This window comes from Helicobacter didelphidarum (assembly GCF_003364195.1).
GTDB lineage: Bacteria > Campylobacterota > Campylobacteria > Campylobacterales > Helicobacteraceae > Helicobacter_A > Helicobacter_A didelphidarum.
Genome location: NZ_NXLQ01000001.1, coordinates 287,968 through 308,087 on the forward strand (window position 1 = coordinate 287,968; position 20,120 = coordinate 308,087).

At 31.2% G+C, this 20,120-nt stretch carries 13 protein-coding genes; all 13 read left to right on the forward strand.

Annotation, left to right across the window (positions count from 1 at the left end):
• Positions 1-151 precede the first annotated feature (151 nt).
• Positions 152-1,321 (forward strand): CDP-glycerol glycerophosphotransferase family protein, encoded by a 1,170-nt coding sequence (locus tag CQA53_RS01165; protein WP_115542170.1) that lies wholly within the window; start codon positions 152-154, stop codon positions 1,319-1,321.
• Complete coding sequence (locus tag CQA53_RS12225; protein WP_181882304.1) at positions 1,318-4,086, forward strand: YidC/Oxa1 family membrane protein insertase; 2,769 nt, start codon at positions 1,318-1,320, stop codon at positions 4,084-4,086. The genes CQA53_RS01165 and CQA53_RS12225 overlap by 4 nt, the downstream gene beginning before the upstream one ends.
• Before the next feature lie 83 nt (positions 4,087-4,169).
• Positions 4,170-5,648, forward strand: coding sequence for a sugar phosphate nucleotidyltransferase (locus tag CQA53_RS01175; RefSeq protein ID WP_115542171.1), 1,479 nt, complete (start codon positions 4,170-4,172; stop codon positions 5,646-5,648).
• A complete protein-coding gene (locus tag CQA53_RS01180) occupies positions 5,645-6,550 on the forward strand; it encodes a DMT family transporter (protein WP_245945561.1) in 906 nt (301 codons plus the stop codon). Before CQA53_RS01175 ends, CQA53_RS01180 begins: the two co-directional genes overlap by 4 nt.
• Positions 6,551-6,917: 367 nt before the next feature.
• Positions 6,918-8,210 carry a Na+/H+ antiporter NhaA gene (nhaA, locus tag CQA53_RS01185; RefSeq protein ID WP_115542172.1) on the forward strand — a complete coding sequence of 431 codons (1,293 nt, stop codon included), beginning with the start codon at positions 6,918-6,920 and terminating at the stop codon, positions 8,208-8,210.
• A gap of 87 nt (positions 8,211-8,297) precedes the next feature.
• A complete protein-coding gene (gene yajC / locus CQA53_RS01190) occupies positions 8,298-8,588 on the forward strand; it encodes a preprotein translocase subunit YajC (RefSeq protein WP_115542173.1) in 291 nt (96 codons plus the stop codon).
• 48 nt (positions 8,589-8,636) lie between these two features.
• Positions 8,637-10,301, forward strand: a complete 1,665-nt coding sequence (gene secD, locus CQA53_RS01195; RefSeq protein WP_115542174.1) for a protein translocase subunit SecD — start codon at positions 8,637-8,639, stop codon at positions 10,299-10,301.
• Position 10,302: 1 nt separating this feature from the next.
• A complete protein-coding gene (gene secF, locus CQA53_RS01200; RefSeq protein WP_115542175.1) occupies positions 10,303-11,277 on the forward strand; it encodes a protein translocase subunit SecF in 975 nt (324 codons plus the stop codon).
• A 375-nt stretch (positions 11,278-11,652) separates the two neighbouring features.
• Positions 11,653-12,792, forward strand: a complete 1,140-nt coding sequence (locus tag CQA53_RS01205; protein WP_245945563.1) for a toxic anion resistance protein — start codon at positions 11,653-11,655, stop codon at positions 12,790-12,792.
• 386 nt (positions 12,793-13,178) lie between these two features.
• Complete coding sequence (locus CQA53_RS01210) at positions 13,179-14,564, forward strand: UDP-N-acetylmuramoyl-L-alanyl-D-glutamate--2,6-diaminopimelate ligase (protein ID WP_181882305.1); 1,386 nt, start codon at positions 13,179-13,181, stop codon at positions 14,562-14,564.
• A 48-nt stretch (positions 14,565-14,612) separates the two neighbouring features.
• Positions 14,613-16,385 carry an AAA domain-containing protein gene (locus CQA53_RS01215; protein ID WP_115542177.1) on the forward strand — a complete coding sequence of 591 codons (1,773 nt, stop codon included), beginning with the start codon at positions 14,613-14,615 and terminating at the stop codon, positions 16,383-16,385.
• A 258-nt stretch (positions 16,386-16,643) separates the two neighbouring features.
• Positions 16,644-17,195, forward strand: coding sequence for a hypothetical protein (locus CQA53_RS01220; RefSeq protein WP_115542178.1), 552 nt, complete (start codon positions 16,644-16,646; stop codon positions 17,193-17,195).
• Between the two features lie 12 nt (positions 17,196-17,207).
• Positions 17,208-20,078 carry a valine--tRNA ligase gene (locus CQA53_RS01225; RefSeq protein ID WP_181882306.1) on the forward strand — a complete coding sequence of 957 codons (2,871 nt, stop codon included), beginning with the start codon at positions 17,208-17,210 and terminating at the stop codon, positions 20,076-20,078.
• Positions 20,079-20,120: the final 42 nt, after the last annotated feature.

A 20,120-nucleotide genomic window follows, 5' to 3' on the forward strand; every position in this document is an offset into this window, starting at 1 on the left:
TTATAGCGTTTTTCACCCTATTGTAACATGTTTAGAATCTTTAAAATATCCTTATACTTATTACACTTCAAGTCCAAACGACCCTCTTTTATCACAGCCTCATCATGAATTAGCACAAGTCGAATTTATCGGCGATAGCAATAAAGCGTATATGAAGCTCAATAGCCTTAGAGCTGATATAGTCTTAATGACTACCCCACAGCTTGAAGTCTTGCAAATCAAACGTAGCAAAGGTGTAAAACATTATTGTCATATTATTCATTCACTTCCTCATGTTGATAATTACGAAGTGTTTGCACTTGATTATTTTGATAGTATTTTTACAAATTCTCCAATCCATAATGATTTTATTCGTCAAGTTGAAAAAGTCCGTAATTTACCAACAAAACAAATTACAATCACAGGTTGCACTTATTTAGATGTATTAGATTCTAAACTCAAAAAATTTCAAGCACAACTTGCAAAGAATGAAATATTAATATATGAGAATCAGGAAATAAAACCTATAACTTCTTTTTTCACAAATAAAGCAGATTCTGATAAATACACAATTTTAATCTCACCGTCATGGGGGCGTGAAGCAATTTTAAGTAAATATGGTATGAAGGTTATCTCTCCCCTTATAGATTCAAATTTTAATATCATCATACGTCCGCATCCACAAACTTATATTTCAGAATCTCATATCTTAGAAAATCTTAAAGCTCAAACCAAAGATTGTCCAAATATAAAATGGGATAGTAATATAGATAACATTTATGCTATGCAAGAAGCGGATTTAATGCTTGGTGATTTCTCTGGGATTTTATTTGATTTTCTTTGTCTTTTTTCTAAACCTATTGCCACAATGGAATTCAACTTTAATATCACAGGATATGATTTAGAGGATATTTATGACACTCCGTGGGTAAAAGGTGCGTTGCAAAAAATTGGCAGGAGTATCAAAGATGAAGAAATACCCAATCTTGCATCTGTTTTAGAATCTTTTTTAGAAGATAAATCTGGAATCTTAAATAAAAATATAGCTGAAATGAAAGAACTACTTTGGCATTATCAAGGCACAAGTGCAGAAGTTAGCACAAAAGAGCTTTTGAAAATACATAGGAATATTTTGGAATCTTCACTTGGGGAAAAATATTCTATTTACCAGCATTTATCATGTCTTAATGCAATCTTAGATTCTACAACAATGTATCAAACTAAAGATTCTAATATTTCGGAGAATGAAATGCGAAATAATATATTCTCAAATCAATTGCAAAATAAAGCTCAAACAGCATATAACTATTCTTTTGTTTCTAATGTAGGAGGGGGACAATGATTGATATTTTATATTATATTTGCATCTTTCCTTTGGAGAATGTATTGGATTGGTTATTTGGTAGATTTAGACTTTGGACCCATAATAGTAGTGGAATGGGCATTATTCTCTCTAGTCTTACTGTGAATCTCATCTTGTTAAAATTATTTTTATACACAGATAAAAAGGCACAACAAGAAAGTGACTTAAAAGCAAAGTTAGATTCTCGTATAAAAGGGTGGAAAAAGGTTTATAAAGGTGCAAAGCTTCATGCTTTTACAAATGCACTTTATAGACAACATAAATATCACCCAATCTATGCTTTGCGTAGCCTTGGTGGTTTGGCGTTACAGATTCCATTCTTTTGGGCTATGTATCTTGTTATTAAGAAATCAGAAGTTCTTGCTGGCAATAGCTTTCTATGGATTGGAGATTTATCTCAACCAGATCTTGTTTATGGTGTGCATGTTTTGCCACTTTTAATGACACTTTTTACCCTTATAAATGTATTTTGTTTATCAAAGGAGTTGGGTGCTAGGATACAAGGCTCATTGATTGCACTGCTTTTCCTTGTGCTACTTTATAACATGCCATCAGCACTTGTTTTATATTGGTGTGTGAATATGTTGTTTTCTTTGCTCAAGACATTATCTGTGAAATTGATAGAAAGAAGGAAGGAAATTTGTGATACATATAACAAAAACAAAGATTCTCTTGATTTAGATTCTAAAGATTTAGATAATATAACAAAATACTTCAATAATCTTTTATCGCAATATAATCAAGATTTTACAAAGATTGGTTTTTTGCAGAAGTCAAAATTATGGTTTAAGGGGCTTTTTGAATCGTATCCTAAATTTTTGATTAAGCTAGATTCTCAACAAATAGGGCTTGTTGTGAATAATTTTCTTGTGCAACAAGCATCTAGTGTTGTTTCTATAAAAGAACACAATTGCAATAAAGATTCCATAAAAGCATATTTGCAAATGCAAATACAAGCCAAACAAAGCCAGTTTTTATCTTTTCAGAATCTTATAAAATGGATTATTCTTAGTGCTTGTTTTATTATATGTATTTTCTCTCCTTATGGTGTGTATAGCTCTGATGTATCGCAGTTTAATCTTGCTTATACTTATAATACGCTAGAGGTTATGTTTGGTTGTTTTTTACTGCTTTCATTAAGCCTTTTATACTTTATTAGTTTTTTTTCTTATACGCGTGTTTTTAAAATTGTTGTTGGGCTTTTCTTTGCATTTTTATTACTTGGGGTGAGTTACACATTTGTGCTTACTGGGGATTATGGTCTTATGACTGATTTCGTCTTTGCTAATATGCCTTCTGTAAGCACAAGGGATAGCATCATAGATATTGTTCTCTGCGTTGTTTTCGTTGTGTTCGCATTTGCTTTACTTGCTTGGCGATATAGCATTTATCTTGTTAAAATTATTTTTATTGTGGCATTTGTGATGAGTCTTGTATTTGCTGGGAATATCATTAGCTATGTGCAAAGCCATCAATTTCTTATTGCTGAAGATTCCAAAGATACAAAAGTGAAAACACGAGAGAGAAATTTTATTACGAAAAATACACAGGAAGTCGATCCACTATTTGATTTCTCAAAAGAGAAAAATAATGTGTTAGTCATTATCTTAGATAGAGCCGATGGATATTCTATCAATCAGCATATAGAAAATTATAAAGATATTGCAAATAAATATGATGGCTTTACTTACTTTGATAGAGTATTATCCACTTCTGGTAATACTGCACAAACACTTGCAAGTATCATTGCTGGGGAATACTATACCGGGCATAATATCAATCAAAGATATACAAAATATGGCTCATGGAAAGAAATAGCGCAAGGCTATGCTGGAATCTTTAATGCCTTTCATAGTGCGGGGTATAAGACAGCAGGTATTGTTGAATGGCCACTTGATGGCGCGTATTTTTATCCCTTAGTTAAAGAGAAAAATGATGTTATATTCAATACAGAAAAATATGAGACATTTTACAGACAGCAACATGGTATTTCAGAAGATTTTCACAAGAGAATCCCATTTTCAAAGCTTTTTTCATTTGGTGTGTTTAGATTTGCTACATATAGTATGCGTCCAAAGGTTTATAAAAGTGGCTTTTGGTTATTTAGAGTGAAGAGCGTAAAATTATCCCCTATTGCTGAAGTCTATGCCTTTAAGGAACTCATTTCTAATCGCACCACACAATCAACATTTAAATTTTTCCATTTTGATATAACACATGATCCTTATTTACTTGATTCTAAATGCGAATATACAGAAAATTTTGGTGAACATAAAACAAGTGAAATATGCGCTCTAAAATGGATTGCTGAAGCAATAGATAAGATGAAGAAATTAGGAATATATGATAATACAGAAATATTTATCACAGCAGATCATGGTGCACATGGCATATCAGATTCTGTATTGCCTATCAAACAAAACTTCGTTGTGCCATTTTTCTATAAGCCATATAATGCAAGAGGTGAGCTACAAATCAATCATGCAAATCTTGTCAATTATGATTTAGCCACAATCTTTTGTGCAAATATCGCCAAGAGTGAGACACCATGTCCGCATGTCGCACAAAATATTTTAGAGAATCTACCAAAAGATAGAATAATTCTGACATATGACATGGGATGGAAATTTAACAAAAATTATTTTATACCATACACTTACTACGAATTTACCCCCAACCAATCAGGTGATATATACGACCCAAAAAACTGGAAAGATGTAACGGAAAAATATAAGGATAAATAGGGAATATTTATATGTAATACTATCGAATTTATGGCAGTCAAATATAAGATTTCACAATTTATAAATCTATAAAAAGGAAAAATATGAAAGCTATTATTCTTGCAGCAGGGATGGGCACTAGATTAGCTCCTATGACATTACTAAAACCAAAGCCACTCTTAGAAATTCGTGGCATAGCTTTGCTTGAAAATATGATTAAGCATTTGCAAGCTGGGGGAGTGAATGATATAATTGTTGTTACTGGATACAAAAGTGAATTATTTACACCTTATGCAAAAAGATTAGGTTTTAAGCAAATAACTTATAGTGATTATGCCACGAAAAATAGTGCCGCTTCCTTAAAGCTTGTGATTGATGAAATGCAAAAAGGTAGCATTATTCTTAATGGAGATTTGTATCTTACAGAATCTTTTTTCCAATATATTAAACCAAATGTTTCACAATTTATTGCACAAACGATTACAAATAATGTCATATCTTGGGGATATATTACAGATTCTAACTTTAAAATACAAGATATAGATACAAATGCGACAAGCGGGTATGGTGATGGAATTGCTGTATTTGATAATGAAAAAGATATTGAGATTTTCAAGCAAGAATTAGAAAAATGTAGCGATGATGAGTATTGGGAATATTGTGTCCTGCGTTCTTTGACAAAAATCGATTGCTATGCTTTTCATCATAATACTTATGTAGAGATTGATTCTTTTCAAGATGCTTTATATCATGATTTATTAACTCCAGAAGATATTGCTGTGCAATGTAGTGATGATTCGCATATACAAAGACTTGGTGGTATAACAAATATTAATTATAAAATTACATTTTTAGGACAAGAAAAAGTTATTAGAATCCCGCGAAAAGGAATAGAAAATATTGTCAATAGAGATTCAGAAAAAGAAATTATATCGCTTTTACAGAATACAGATATAACAACACAATGTGAATTCTATGATAGTAATATCAAGCTTTCTACATTTTTAAATGATTATAGAATCTTAACTTTTGAAGATATAAAAAATAAAGAAAAAATTTTTCCACTTATTGTAGAAAAACTTAAAAAACTGCATTCTTTTACATTCAAAGATTATCCTACATTTCAATCAATTAGCATGGTAGGTGAAATAGTAAAATTTGAAAAACTTGCAAAAATCCCATTACTCACTCAACAAGAACACAAGCTATTACTAAACATTGCAAGAAAGATGGATAAAGATATTTCTGTGCTATGCCACAGGGATTTGCAACTTCCAAATATTATGTATAATGGATGTGAAGTAAAATTTATTGATTTTGAATATGCAGGGTTTTGCTCAATTGCTTGGGAAATAGGGAATCTTAGTGCCGAACTTGAATTAAATAAAGATGAGATTCTCTATTTTATTTCTCTATATGATAAGATTACTTATCTTGAAGTCATTGAGGGGCAATTACTTTCAAATTACATTTGGGCTTTGTGGGGATTTATCTACAATCGTATTGATGTAGCTCGTAATTATATTAAGCGATTAGATTCCAATCTTGCAATATTACAATCTCAAGAAATGGAATTCTCATGAATATGATGAAATTGTATGGACATTTATATGCTTTTTTAAGTGTATTTTTTTGGTCAGCACTTTATGTTTCAACAAAGATTCTTTTAGAATCTTTTACGCCTTTGACATTGCTTATTATGCAATTTATCGTTGGATATACTCTTTTAATATTATGGAAACCAAAAAGACTAAGAACAAAAAATATGAAAGAAGAGGTATATTTTATTCTTGCTGGATTATTTGGAATCACAATCTATAATCTCTTTTTAAATCTTGCAATGGATTATTCACTTGCTTCAAATGTCAGTGTCATTATTGCTACTGCACCACTTTTTACAGGAATTTTTTCATTTATCCTCAAAATAGAAAAGCCATATATTAATTTTTTTATTGGTTTTTGTATTTGTATTGTGGGTATTTTTCTTTTAAGCTTTAATGGAAATTTCAATATTTCTATTAATCCATTGGGTGATTTTTTTGCGATTATTTCTGCTATTGGTTGGGGAATCTATGCAGTTATTATCGCACGGATAACAAAAATGAACTATGATATTATTTTGACAACGCGAAGAGTAATATTTTATGGTATTGTTTTTATTATTCCTGCATTTTTCTTTTTAGATATTCATTTTGATATTGAAAAACTTACAAAGCCTATCAATTTCTTAAATCTTTTATTTTTAGGAGTATTTTCCTCTGGTATCTGTTTTATTATATGGAACAAAGCCACCCAATTAATTGGTGCGGTTAAAACAAATATCTATGTCTATCTCACACCTATCATTACGATAGTGGTATCAATGATTGTATTAGATGAAAAAATAACATTTGTGATGTTTATTGGAATCATTCTTACACTCCTTGGGGTAATCCTCTCAGAATATAAAAATGCAAAAACACAAGGTAAAAAAGATTCTCTGTGATTGATTCATTGAATTGATAATTTTATTGTTATTAAAAATCTGCAAAGCTTTTTAATATCTTGAGATTCTAAATTGCAAAAACCCTAAGAGCATAATATGTATTCATGAAATATTTTTTAAGCCTTAATAAACCTTATTGTATTCTGTATTTTATGTTTTAAGTTAATATGAAAATAAAGTAAAAATAAAATTGTTTTATTTTATTACACTATAATATAACATTAACTTATAAGATTTCAAAAAGAAGTATATATTCATATTTTGTTTGATGATTTTATAATGTAACGGAATCTCAATTTTTATTTAAGTATATATAATTTTCTTATTATAAAATTCTTATTTATCTCAAATTTATTTAGGAGTTCTCATGCGTATGACACAAGCCCTTGCAGATTTTATCAAAAGTGAATCTTTTGGTGGGATTTTTCTTGCAATAAGCACACTGATGGCATTAGGTATTGCAAATTCTCCTCTACAACATTATTATCGTGAGTTTTTTCATTATGAATTTGGATTTACTTTTAATAAATATCATATCGGTATGTCCTTGCGTGATTGGATTAATGATGTTTTAATGTCATTTTTCTTTCTTTTGGTTGGTTTGGAAATTAAGCGTGAAATGCTATTTGGTGAGTTAAATTCATTCTCTAAGGCTGCCTTTCCGGCAATTGCGGCTATTGGTGGCATGATTGTTCCTGGTGTAATATATTATGCTCTCAATTATGATACAAATTCTTCACATGGTTTTGGAATCCCAATGGCAACAGATATAGCGTTTGCTTTAGGTGTTATGCTTATGCTTGGTAAACGCGTTCCAACAGCATTAAAAATCTTTTTGGTAACACTTGCCGTTGTTGATGATTTGGGTGCAATTGTAGTTATTGCCTTATTTTATGGTGGAAATATTCAAGTGATGTGGTTAGCTGTCGCTGGTATAATTATCATTGTTCTTACACTTTGTAATTCAAAAGGCATAAAATTATTAAGAGTGTATTTAATATTGGGAGTTCTTTTATGGATATTTGTACACATGAGTGGTATCCATGCAACAATAGCTGCGGTCGTGCTTGCATTTTGTATTCCTGTGCGAGCAAAACAAGATTTTTCGGCTTTTCAGGCACAATTGAATGAATGGTCAAAAATAAAAGTTTACCAGACACAAGAAGATTCTGTTTTGCTTGATGCACATAAAGTTGAATTTATTCATGAAATTCGTGAAAATATTCTTCACACTCAAAATCCGCTTTTGCGTTTAGAACACTTTTTGCAACCTTGGAGTGCATATTTTATTATGCCTTTATTTGCATTTGCAAATGCAGGTGTAACATTGCAATCAAATTTTAATTTTCATATTGATCATATTTTTTTAGGTATTTTTTTAGGATTAGTCGTTGGAAAACCAGTTGGAATATTCCTCACAACATTCCTTTGTGAAAAATTTGGTATAGCAAAACGACCAACAGGAATCTCATGGTTACATATTATTGGTGCTGGTATGCTTGCTGGGATAGGCTTTACTATGTCACTCTTTGTTTCAGGATTAGCATTTGATAATGAAGCTGCACGCGAATTATCGAAAGTTACAATTTTAATTGCTTCATTATCATCATGTATTGTTGGTGTAATTTTTTTACTTTTAATAGGAAAATCTAAAAATTAAACACTTTTGTGCTAGAATTACAATTCGCAATTGTCTTTTCAGTAAGTTAGAGATATTTATTTTCTAAGTATTTTACAAGGAGTTTTTATGGAATCTTTATTATCATTTTTACCGCTTGTGGTTTTGATTTTGGTTTTTTATTTTTTGGTGTTTCGTCCGCAACAACAACAACGAAAAAGACATGCTGAAATGGTAACAACATTAAAACGAGGCGATAAAGTTATTACAAATGGTGGATTTGTCTGTGAGGTAATTAAACAAGAGGAGAAATTTATAATGGTTCGTTTAGGCGATAGCCAAGTGCGATTATCAAAAGATTATGTTGCCTATAAAATTGATGATATTTCGGAATCTGATGATTCTGTGGAGAAGAATTAAATAATAAATGTGTAATACTATCTAGATTCTCTATAAGGTAAATAAAATATGGCAAAAATTCATAAGCATACCCAAAAACCTTTCAATTATCGCCTTTTAACTTTGATTATTGCTTGTTTATTTGGAATTATTTTTAGCATTCCCTCATTTTTTCAAGATGGTGTAAAATACCCTTTATTCAAAGATAAACCAAAAATTACTCTTGGGCTTGATTTGCAGGGTGGATTAAGTCTTTTACTCGATGTAAACGTGCAAGTGGCAATCAAAAATCATTTTTCTAAAATTCTTAGTGAAATAAAATATAAAACTGATAAACAAAACATATTTATTAATAAGCTTAAAGCACAAGAAAGTAGTGTAAGTTTTACCCTCATTGATACTGATAAAGAGACAGAAATTAACAAAATTCTTGCCAATATAAATGGATCGCAAGTTAAAAAGAATGGTAATAAATTCATTATCACATTAAGTGAAGAAGAAGAAAGAAATGTCGCGAAAGGTGCTATCGATCAGGCTATTTTTATTATACGAAAGAGACTTGATACATTTGGATTAACAGAACCAAATGTCGTTCGTGAGGGACTTAATCAAATCCGTGTAGAAATGCCTGGGACAAATACAAAAGAAGAGCAAGATAGAGTCATTAAACTCATTTCACAAAATGCAAAACTTGATTTTATGGCAGTTGATGAGACATTAGCTATACGCAGTGATCTTACAGAATCTGAAGCTATGAATGCAGGTGATATTTTGCTTCCTTATGCAACAAATGAAAACGCAAAGCTTCCACTGAAATCTATACCAATTCTTGATGGAAGCTCCATAGTTGACGCACGACCAACACTCGAAGAAAGCAAGAATGCTGTAAGCTTTAAGTTAGATTCGAAAGGTGCAGAAATTTTTGGTGATTTTACTGGTAAAAATATCAAAAAAAGATTAGCAATCGTGCTTGATGGAAAAATTGTATCAGCTCCTTCGATCAATGGACGCATTGGTGGTGGTAGCGGTATTATTACAGGAGATTTTACACACGAAACTGCAAAAGATTTATCTATTACATTGCGATCTGGTGCATTACTTGCTCCTGTAAGTATTATAGAAAAACGTAGTGTCGGTCCTAGTTTGGGTGCTGATTCTATATATGCTTCATTTGTAGCATTAATTGGTGCTTTAGTCTTGGTTGCTGGTTTTATGATTTTCTATTATTCTGTTGCAGGAATCTTTGCCTCCTTGGTGCTTATTATCAATCTTTTTTTAATTATTGCAGTTATGGCACTTTTCCATGCAACATTGACACTACCTGGAATGGCTGGAATAGTTCTCACGATAGGTATGGCAGTTGATGCAAATATTATCATTAATGAACGAGTAAGAGAAGCACTTAAGCAAGGAATGGGTGTCGTAAAGGCACTTCAAATTGGCTATCAAAATGCCTCAAGAGCGATTTTTGATGCAAATATCACTTCTTTGATTGCTTCACTATTGTTGTATATATATGGAACAGGTGTTATCAAAGGTTTCGCAATTACCACAGGGATTGGTATTCTCGCTTCGATTATTACTGCTATCATTGGCACACATGGAATTTATCTTTGGCTTGGTGAAAAAATAGAAAAAAGTAAGAAAATTAATCTTTGGTTTGGCATAAAGCTTGATCCAAACCTTGTATCTTTGGCAACAAAAGATAATAGAATCAAAAAGAAATCGAGGTAATATGGAAATATTCAAACAAAATAGGGTATTTGACTTTGTATCATGGAGTAAGTATGGTTTAATCATTTCTATTCTACTTACTATTGGTTCAATTTATCTTTTTTTTGGTGTCGGATTTAATTTTGGGATTGATTTTGCTGGTGGCAGCACAGCACAGATTCAATACCAAGAAAAACAAGCTCCAATGGTTGAAATCCGCAAACTTCTAACTACAAATCCACATTTTGATAATACACAAGTCAGTAAATTTGGTGCAGATAATGAAATTGTTGTAAAAATTCCATATCATGAGAATCTTAAATCAGAGGAACTTGAAAGTGAATTGTATCAGACTCTTGCTTCGAGTGGAGATTTTACAATTCGCAAACTCGATAGTGTAGGAGCAAAAGTTGGAGATGATTTGACAAAAAGTGCGATACTCTCATTACTTCTTGCAACGCTTGCAATGATGCTTTATGTAAGTTTTCGCTATGAATGGCGATTTGCACTTGCTTCAATCATTACTCTTGTACATGACATTATCATTACCGCAGCTTCTGTAATTATTTTTAAGATTGATATGAATCTCGAAGTGATTGCCGCACTATTAACATTGCTTGGTTACTCTATTAATGATACAATTATTATTTTTGATAGAATACGAGAAAAAATGTTAGAAGGAAAAAAGATGCAAATTAGCGATGTTATCAATGAGGCTATTTCAAATACTCTTCCAAGAACACTTTTAACTTCGCTTACAATGTTCTTTGCAGTGCTGACACTGTATCTTTTTGGTGGACATATTATCGTAGGTTTTTCTTTGCCTTTGCTTGTTGGCGTAATCTTTGGAACTTATAGTTCTATGTTTGTTGCTCCTAAACTAGCTATTCTTTTAGGGTTTTCTATTGAGAGATATTATGCAAAAGAATCTGAAAAAGCTAAAAAAGCTGAAGAAAAGCGTAGAATGCGACAACTTTATGAGGGTGGTCGAGTATAAAAGCACTGGTTATAAAGAATATAAATAAAATAAATTAACTTTTTAAATTGGAGATATGCTAGGGTAGGCTGAATAGTGAGAAATAAAAAGGTTTGTGACTCACTATTTTGGCATTATTATTTTTTCCATTTGTTTTTTATTTGTGTTGAGTGACTTATAACATACAAATATTATATATCTTTAATTTAGTTTTATCCTTACTCATTGTATTTTCTCGTGTATAATCTATTTTCTTTATGAAGTTTATTATTTCTTTTTAGATTTTTTTGTTCTATTTCTAAAAGAGTCTTTTTGACAGAATCTTATTTTGACAGCAAGAGTAGTAAAAATACGATATACTTGTAGGATATTTTAGTTTAAAAAAGGTTATTATCTATGAAAATAAAAAAGATGGCAAACACTCTAATCGATGAGCTAAATAAAGGTATTGCAAATGGGGAGATAAAACGAGATATGGTGGATAAATTCGCCGAAGAGGAAAAAATACAAAGTATGCAAATTAGTGAGATGATACGCGGGAATCTTGCGAATTTAGAAGGGAGAGACAAACCCGTTTTTGATGCATTGAAATCATTACAAAATACTATAAGTGATTTAAATCCAAATAATTTCAAACCATCGTTTTTTGAAAAACTCTTTGGTAAAACTACAAAAAGCATGAAGCAATATTTTCAAAAATTTCAAGATAATCAGGATTTATTAAATGAGATACTTAAACAACTTGATACGAGTAAAGAAACCTTATTGCGTGATAATATCGCACTTGGTATTGAGGCACAAAGAAATGCAGAACTTGCACACAAATTAGAAGAACAATTAGCACTTGCAAATGAAGCAAATAATTATATCGAATCTATTCTAAATACTTCATCACACACAGCAATGCAACATAAACTTCTTACAATAGAATCTAATAATGCGACAATGCAATCAAATACAGAAATTATTTCGCATGATTCAGATGTGATACCAGAAATATATGCAGAAATTACTCATAATGACATCGAGATTTCAGAAAAAAATAGAGATGCAATACAAAACCAGATTCTTTTTCCTTTGAAACAAAAAATTATGGATTTTCAGCAACAAATTCTTGTGCATACACAAGGGGAGGTTGCATTAAAAACTTTGATTAATAATAATAAAGAGTTGGTAAATAGTGTTGATAGGACAAAAAGTGTAACACTTAATGCACTTAATATGGCAATTATTACAGCACAAGGTTTGGAACAACAACAAAGAGTGTTAAAAGCTGTGCAAGATATTAATACACAAACAAGTGATCTGATTGCACATACAGGAGCAAAATTGAAAGAACAAGGTGTGCAAATTCAACAAGGCGCAGCAAATACAATGCTTGATATGGATAAACTCAAAGAAGCGTTTGACAATGTGATTACTGCAATGGAAGATATGAAAACTTTTAAAGTAAATGCTTTGCCAAAAATGCAGGAGAATATTAATCTCTATGATAAATATCTTGGTAATATGAAAAAAGCAATGCAAAAATCCTAAATATGATATGGGGAAGTATCAACAATCAAATCTATTAGAATCTAAGTATGATAGATAAAAATAAAAACTTAGAATTATTAAAAAAATATTTTCTTATGTATTCTTAAACAAATATTCTTGTTGTTTAATATAGTAAAAAACAATATTTTAGAATGTTTTTATCGTTTGTGGGTAAAATCATACACATTTTAGAGCTTTTTGAATATACTAAATACATTCTTTTAATGTTTTATGTATATCAATGTTTTTTCGCTATAATTATCCAGCTTTCAAGAAAGATTGACACTGCCTTAACATTCATGGGCTTATAGCTCAACACATTTGAAATAAGTCATGATTTTCAGGTAAAAATTGATGGCACAACAAGAGAGATGGAGGATGTGGCAATGACAACAACGCAACAACAAGTAGTCCCCCACATTACAGATGATACGCGGGAATTAAGACAAGATTCCCTCTTTTTACAAATACCACAAAACGAAAAATTCCTCGCTTCACTTCCAGCACACACAAAGATAATACAACGAGATGATCTAAAAAAATATTTTAATCTAAATCTGAAAATTATCGGAATAACAGGCACAAATGGTAAAACAACAACGGCTGCTATAATTTATTCTGTTCTCTTAGATATGGGATATAAAGTTGCACTGCTTGGCACACGTGGTATGTTTGTTAATGATAAACAAATCAAACCAAAAGGTTTAACCACACCAAAACTCATAGAACTCTATCAAGATATTCATACCGCAACTTTGCTTGGTTGCGAATATTTTGTAATGGAGGTAAGTTCGCATGCTATCAAGCAAGAGCGTATTTATGGTTTGGAATTTTATACCAAGATTCTGACAAATATTACAAGCGATCATTTGGATTATCATAAAACTTGGGAGGACTATGCTCAAACAAAATTAAATTTTTTACAAACAAATGAGAATAATCAGTGCATCAAGATTATTAATTTAGATGATCCAAGTGCTGCAAAAATACGATTTTTTCCAAATACTCTCACTTATGGCATTGAGTCAAAAGGAAATTTTTTTGTAAATGCCTATTCTCTTAATGATGGTATTTTCGCACAAATTGGACTTCGTATGTCAAATAAAGTGCAATCACAGGGGAATAATAAACAAGATTCTACATATACTTCAGATATTCAATCGGCTCTGTTGCATAGTGAGCTTTTTGGTTTGTTTAATCTTTATAATATTATGGCTGCTGTTCTTGCCATTAAGGCTCTTACAGATGAATCTTTGCAAAAAATATGTGATTTGGTTGAGCAGTTTGGTGGTGTTTCTGGGCGCATGGAGGTTGTAAGTAATAATCCTTTAATTATCATTGATTTTGCTCATACAACCGATGGTATGGAAAAAATTTTTGAATCATTTAAAACAAAAAAGATTAGTGTTGTGTTTGGTGCAGGGGGTAATAGAGATAAAAGCAAACGAGCAAAAATGGGAGCAAGTGCGGCAAAATATGCAAATAAAATTTATATTACTAATGATAATCCGCGAAGTGAAGAACCCAATGAGATTGCCAATGAAATAGTTAGCGGTATAGATTCCCATCAATTTCTTACCAAAATACAATCGTCTCTAAAGATTATACTTGATAGAAAAGAGGCGATACGACAAGCAATTAAGGATTTACCAAAAGATTGGGTATTGCTTATATTAGGGAAGGGTGATGAATGTGAGCAGATTTTTAAAGATTCTATTATTCAGTTTAGTGATAAAGAATGTGTGCGAGAAATACTACAAAAAGAGCAGTGAGATATTTTAGATAACAACACAGAGTCCCAATTTTTTATAAGGCATACAATGCAAGGATTACAGCAATATCTCATTAAATCGGCAACAGATTATCTTGATTATTTAGAGAAGAATAATCTTGGTTTAGATGAGATAAAGATTCATGATGTGTCTATTCGTTCAAATAATACGCTTTTTTTGCATCTTGAAAAGAATTTGATTGGAACAGATTATCTTCAGCTTTCTCTGGGAGATTACAATATTGATTTAGATGTGATTGAGGAGAAAAGTTTTAATGATGTCACAAGAACATTGAAAATTACATTTGAAAATAGTATGTTAAAAAATCTTTTTGAGGATATATATAAAGATGTTTTTTTTAGTATTGATGAAGAACAAACTAGCAATATATTTGAAATACTTTTAGACACAATAGACAAAAATTGGAGGCATAATTTAGGGCTTTTTGTTGATCTCAAATTTCTCGTAAAAAATATTCGAGATTTTTGCCAACAAGATATTGTCTCTATAAAGCTTCCTACCAAAAAACCAGAAAAACTTGCTATTTCTTTGGAATCTTTCATTAGCCAAGAGCAACAAGAAGCTATTAGGGGGATTTTCTCTTCCCCCATAAGTTATATTTGGGGTATTAGTGGAAGTGGAAAAACTCAAGTTGTGCTTTTTACTTCTGTATTGAATCTTATAGCACAAAATAAAAAAGTATTGCTTCTCGCACCAACAAATACAGCATTAGAACAAATTTTTAGTGCGCTGATTACAAAATGCGATAAGAGAGGAATTTATCGTTCGCAATTTCTGCGTTTGGGTATGCCTAGTGCGGATTTTTTGCAGAATTTTCCGGAAGTTTGTATGCAAAATGAAGAAAAAGAGAAAGTAGAACAATCAAACGAACTTTTCCGCACATTAACATTAAAGGAAAGATTACAAGATTCTCTTGTTATTGGGGCAACTTTGGATAGCTTTGTCAAACGTTATCAAAGTCTTTCGTCATTGGATTTCTCACATATATTTCTTGATGAATGTGCATTTTCTCCCCTTATAAAACTTATTATCCCACTTAGTCTTGAGATTCCACTAACCTTATTAGGAGATCATAAGCAACTTATGCCAATTTGTCTCATGGAAGATTCTCTTATCCGAGAAAAAAATCATGAGGTATGTCTCTGGAATCTTAATACACTTTTTTTGGAAGAAATATTTAATTCATATCAAAATCTTTATTTGAAAAGTAATTATGATGAAATAAAATTTAAGGAAATTGCATATTTTAAATTGACTACAACTCATCGCTATGGTGATAATCTCGCAAAAATTTTAGACCGTCATATTTATTTAAATGGTTTGCGTGGTGTTGGGCTATCAACTCAAATTTATTATATTGATAGTGCATATCTTGGCAAGCAATATCAATATAATCATGGACGCAATGAGAGTGAAGGTGAAGCAGATGTGATTCAGATGCTTGTGCAGTCTTATAATTTTAAAGATTATGCTGTGCTTACTCCATTTCGCCACCAACAACACCTTATTGTCCGCAAAGGTGTCCCCAGAAATCGTGTTTTTACAATCCATAAATCACAAGGCAAAGAATTTGATATGATTATTTTTTCCCCTGTAAAGATGAGTAAATATTTGACGAATTCGAATAATAAAAATGCTTTATTTGCATTGAATGTTGCAGTCAGTCGTCTTAAAAAAGATTTGATTATTGTATGTGATTATGGTTTTTGGATACGACAAAATGGGCAGTTTATTACCTCTCTTTTACAAATTGCAAAACCTTATCCACTGAAACAACAAACTCAAATATTTACTTTTTAGATTCTATGTAAAAAATTCAAATTGTTTTTTGAAGATTTAAGATTGGAAGAAATAAATTTGTTGTGTCAAATGAATATGTTGATTTTTAAATTGTCTTTTGCATAAATAGAACTAGAAAGTTGCTTTTTGCGGTTAAATACGATAAAATAAGCTTTTATATTGATTTGATACTTGTTGTCTTTTTGGATATTTGAAAAATCTTTTTTAAAACATTTTTCATTTTTTTTGGTTTGTGTCCAGTTTATAAAAGGGGATTGTATGGCATTACTTAAAGATGTTGAGCCTGATATTATTTTTAGGCATTTTATTTTAAGCATATTGTTTGTGGGATCGGTTGCATATTATATTAATACATTTATTATGCCCAATATTGATTCATATAAGGAACAAGTGCGTTTTACGCGCACAACACAAAGTGTATTAGAAACTACAAGGGCTATAAACGCAGATGCACAATCCAAAATCAATTCTTTTTCTAATGCAAACTATAAAGAATTGAAAGTTTTTTCTGGCAAGATTAACGAAGCAACTATACGAAAAAGTCTCCCAAAAGGTTTTTTAAAAATAAATGTGAAACGTTTAAATGAGGAATTTATTCCTAATGAGCAATTAAAGAAAACACATTATACAATTAGTGGAGAGGTTGGTGCGAATAATCTTGGTCTTATTCTCAATATTGTGCCAAAGTTACATGAAAATAATATTAGTGCGATACTTAATCTTCCTTTTACATTGAAAAAAACTGCCAAAAATAATCTTGAATTTAGTCTTGGTGTTTCTATTACACAAAGCACTTATACAAGAAAGTAAAAGAGGTATATTGTGAGCGAAAAACGATTATTTAATGAAGCATGGGAATCTCTTATCTATAATGAATGTGAAAATCGTGGATATTTTGAAACAGATGGCAATATAACATTACAAAATGCAAGAATACAAAAAGAATCGCAACTATCATCAAAATTTGAGAACAAAAATAATATTATAGAATCTCATGATTTTGAAGTGAACGAACAAAAAAATACTTTTTGTGTTATGATGCCACCACCGAATGTAACAGGAGTGTTGCACATTGGACATGCTCTCACTTTTACTTTACAAGATATTATTGTGCGATATAAGCGCATGGATGGATTTAAAACACTTTGGCAACCTGGATTAGATCATGCAGGTATTGCTACACAAAATGTTGTAGAAAAACAACTTTTATCCCAAGGTATCACAAAAGAGCAATTGGGGCGAGAAGCATTTATTAAAAAAGTATGGGAATGGAAAGAAGAGAGCGGCGGTAAGATTCTTGAACAAATGCGTACTATGGGATTTTCCCCAGCATTTAAACGCACTCGTTTTACTATGGATGTAGGACTTGCAAATGCAGTAAAAAGAACTTTTGTTACATGGTATAATAAAGGATTAATTTATCGTGGGGAACGTATGATAAATTGGTGTACTCATGATGGGGCATTAAGTGATATTGAGGTAGATTATAAGGAAAATAAGGGAAAGCTTTATTATCTACGCTATGAAATTGTTGATAAAGATTTAGATTGTAAGAATGACACAAATACGCAAAATCTTTTATCTGATAAAACAATGCCATATACGCTTCCATATCTCATTGTAGCAACAACAAGACCAGAGACATATTTTGGGGATACAGCAGTTATGGTTAATCCAAATGATTTGCGATATAAGCATTTAATTGGAAAAAAAGTGTCTCTTCCACTTATTCAAAAGCAAATACCAATCATCGCAGATTCTCATGTTGATATGGATTTTGGGACAGGTGCAGTAAAAGTTACACCAGCACATGACTTAAATGACTATGAGGTAGGATTACGGCATAATTTAGAACAGATTATCATTTTTGATTCAAAGGGTATTTTAAATGATAAATGTGTGCAATTTTGTGGATTGGAGCGTTTGGAGGCACGAGAAAAGATTGTTGTAGAGTTACAGCAATATGGTGCAATAGAAAAAATTGAAGAGTATGAAAATAAAGTTGGAATCTGTTATCGTTGTGGAAATGTAATTGAACCATATATTTCGAAGCAATGGTTTGTAAAGGCTGAAATAGCAAAAGGTGCAATACAACGAATAGCACAAGATGAAGCAAAATTTTATCCGGCACAATGGAAAAATAATTATAATGCTTGGATGCGTGATTTGCGTGATTGGTGCATTAGTCGTCAATTATGGTGGGGACATAGAATCCCAGTATTTTATTGTAAGTGTGGCTATGAATTTGCAAGTGAGGAGGAAAGTCCTCTATGCCCTCGTTGCAACACAGACAATCTTGCACAAGATGACGATGTATTGGATACTTGGTTTAGTTCGGCTCTCTGGAGTCATAGCACACTTGGTTATGGCAATGGTAAATTTGGAAAAGGTAGTTTATGGCATGAGAATGATTTGGAAGATTTTCACCCAAATTCTTTACTTATAACTGGTTTTGATATTCTTTTCTTTTGGGTTGCTCGTATGTTATTGGCAGCAGATTCTAATATAAAAGAAATTGCTTTTAAAGATATTTACCTCCATGCTTTGGTATTAGATTCTAAAGGGCAGAAAATGTCAAAGAGTAAGGGTAATGTGATTGATCCTCTTGTATTATGCAGGAAATTTAGTCCTGATATTGTGCGTTTTAGTCTCGCATATCTTTGTATTCAGGGGCGCGATATTCGTTTGAATGAAAAGCAACTAGAAATCACGCGTAATTTCACCAACAAGATTGTGAATGCAATGAAATTTCTCCAACTCTATGCGAGTCAGTTGGATTCTAATTATTCTTTTATTGAGCGACAAAGTCTTGGGGAATATACGAGTGTGCTTGGTATTTTTATGAAATCTCGTCTTAATCTTGCGATTACAGAATCTCGTCTTGCACTTGCAGATTATCGTTTTGATTTATATGCGAGCATTCTTTATAAATTTTTGTGGAATGAATTTTGTGATATTGGTATTGAATATGCGAAAGTAGAAAAGCAAAGTGTTTTTGAACTTGCAAGTATTTTAATAGAATCTATGAAGCTCCTTCACCCATTAATGCCATTTTTAAGCGAATATATATTTCATACGCTTTTGGGACATAATATTGAGCATGGATTAGGCAATTATCAATCTATCATGATAGAATCTTTTCCATATGAGAGTACAAGACATAAAGGATATGAACAATCCTTTAAAATCATTGGTGATTGCATTACAACTATTCGACGTATGCGTATCAATTTGGATATTGGTGGAAATGAGATAGAATCTGTTTCTATTGTATTACATAAAGATTTAGAGAATATCATTCATGATTCAGACTTTAATGAATATGATTTCACTTTTTTACGAAAAATTGGGTTAAGTTTTATTACAAAATTAGCAAAAGTTAAACATATTGTTTTAGTAGATTCTAAACCAGAATCTTGTATTTCAGATATTGGTGAGTATGCACAAATTTTTATAGAATCTAAAAATCTTGATTTAGAAGGATTGCGTTCTAGGTTATGCCAACAAGAAGCAAAGATTGCTAAAGAAATTACAAAATTACACTCTATGTTAAAAAATGATAAGTTTATTGCAAATGCACCACAAGAAGTAGTAGAGAGTAATCAAAAAGCATTGCGTGAGTTAGAAGACAAGCAAATAAAAATAAAAGCTGAACTTGCAGAATTATCTACTACTATAAATGAAATAAAATAGAATGACTGCTTTGAGAATCTTATAGAATATATTTTTGAAAGA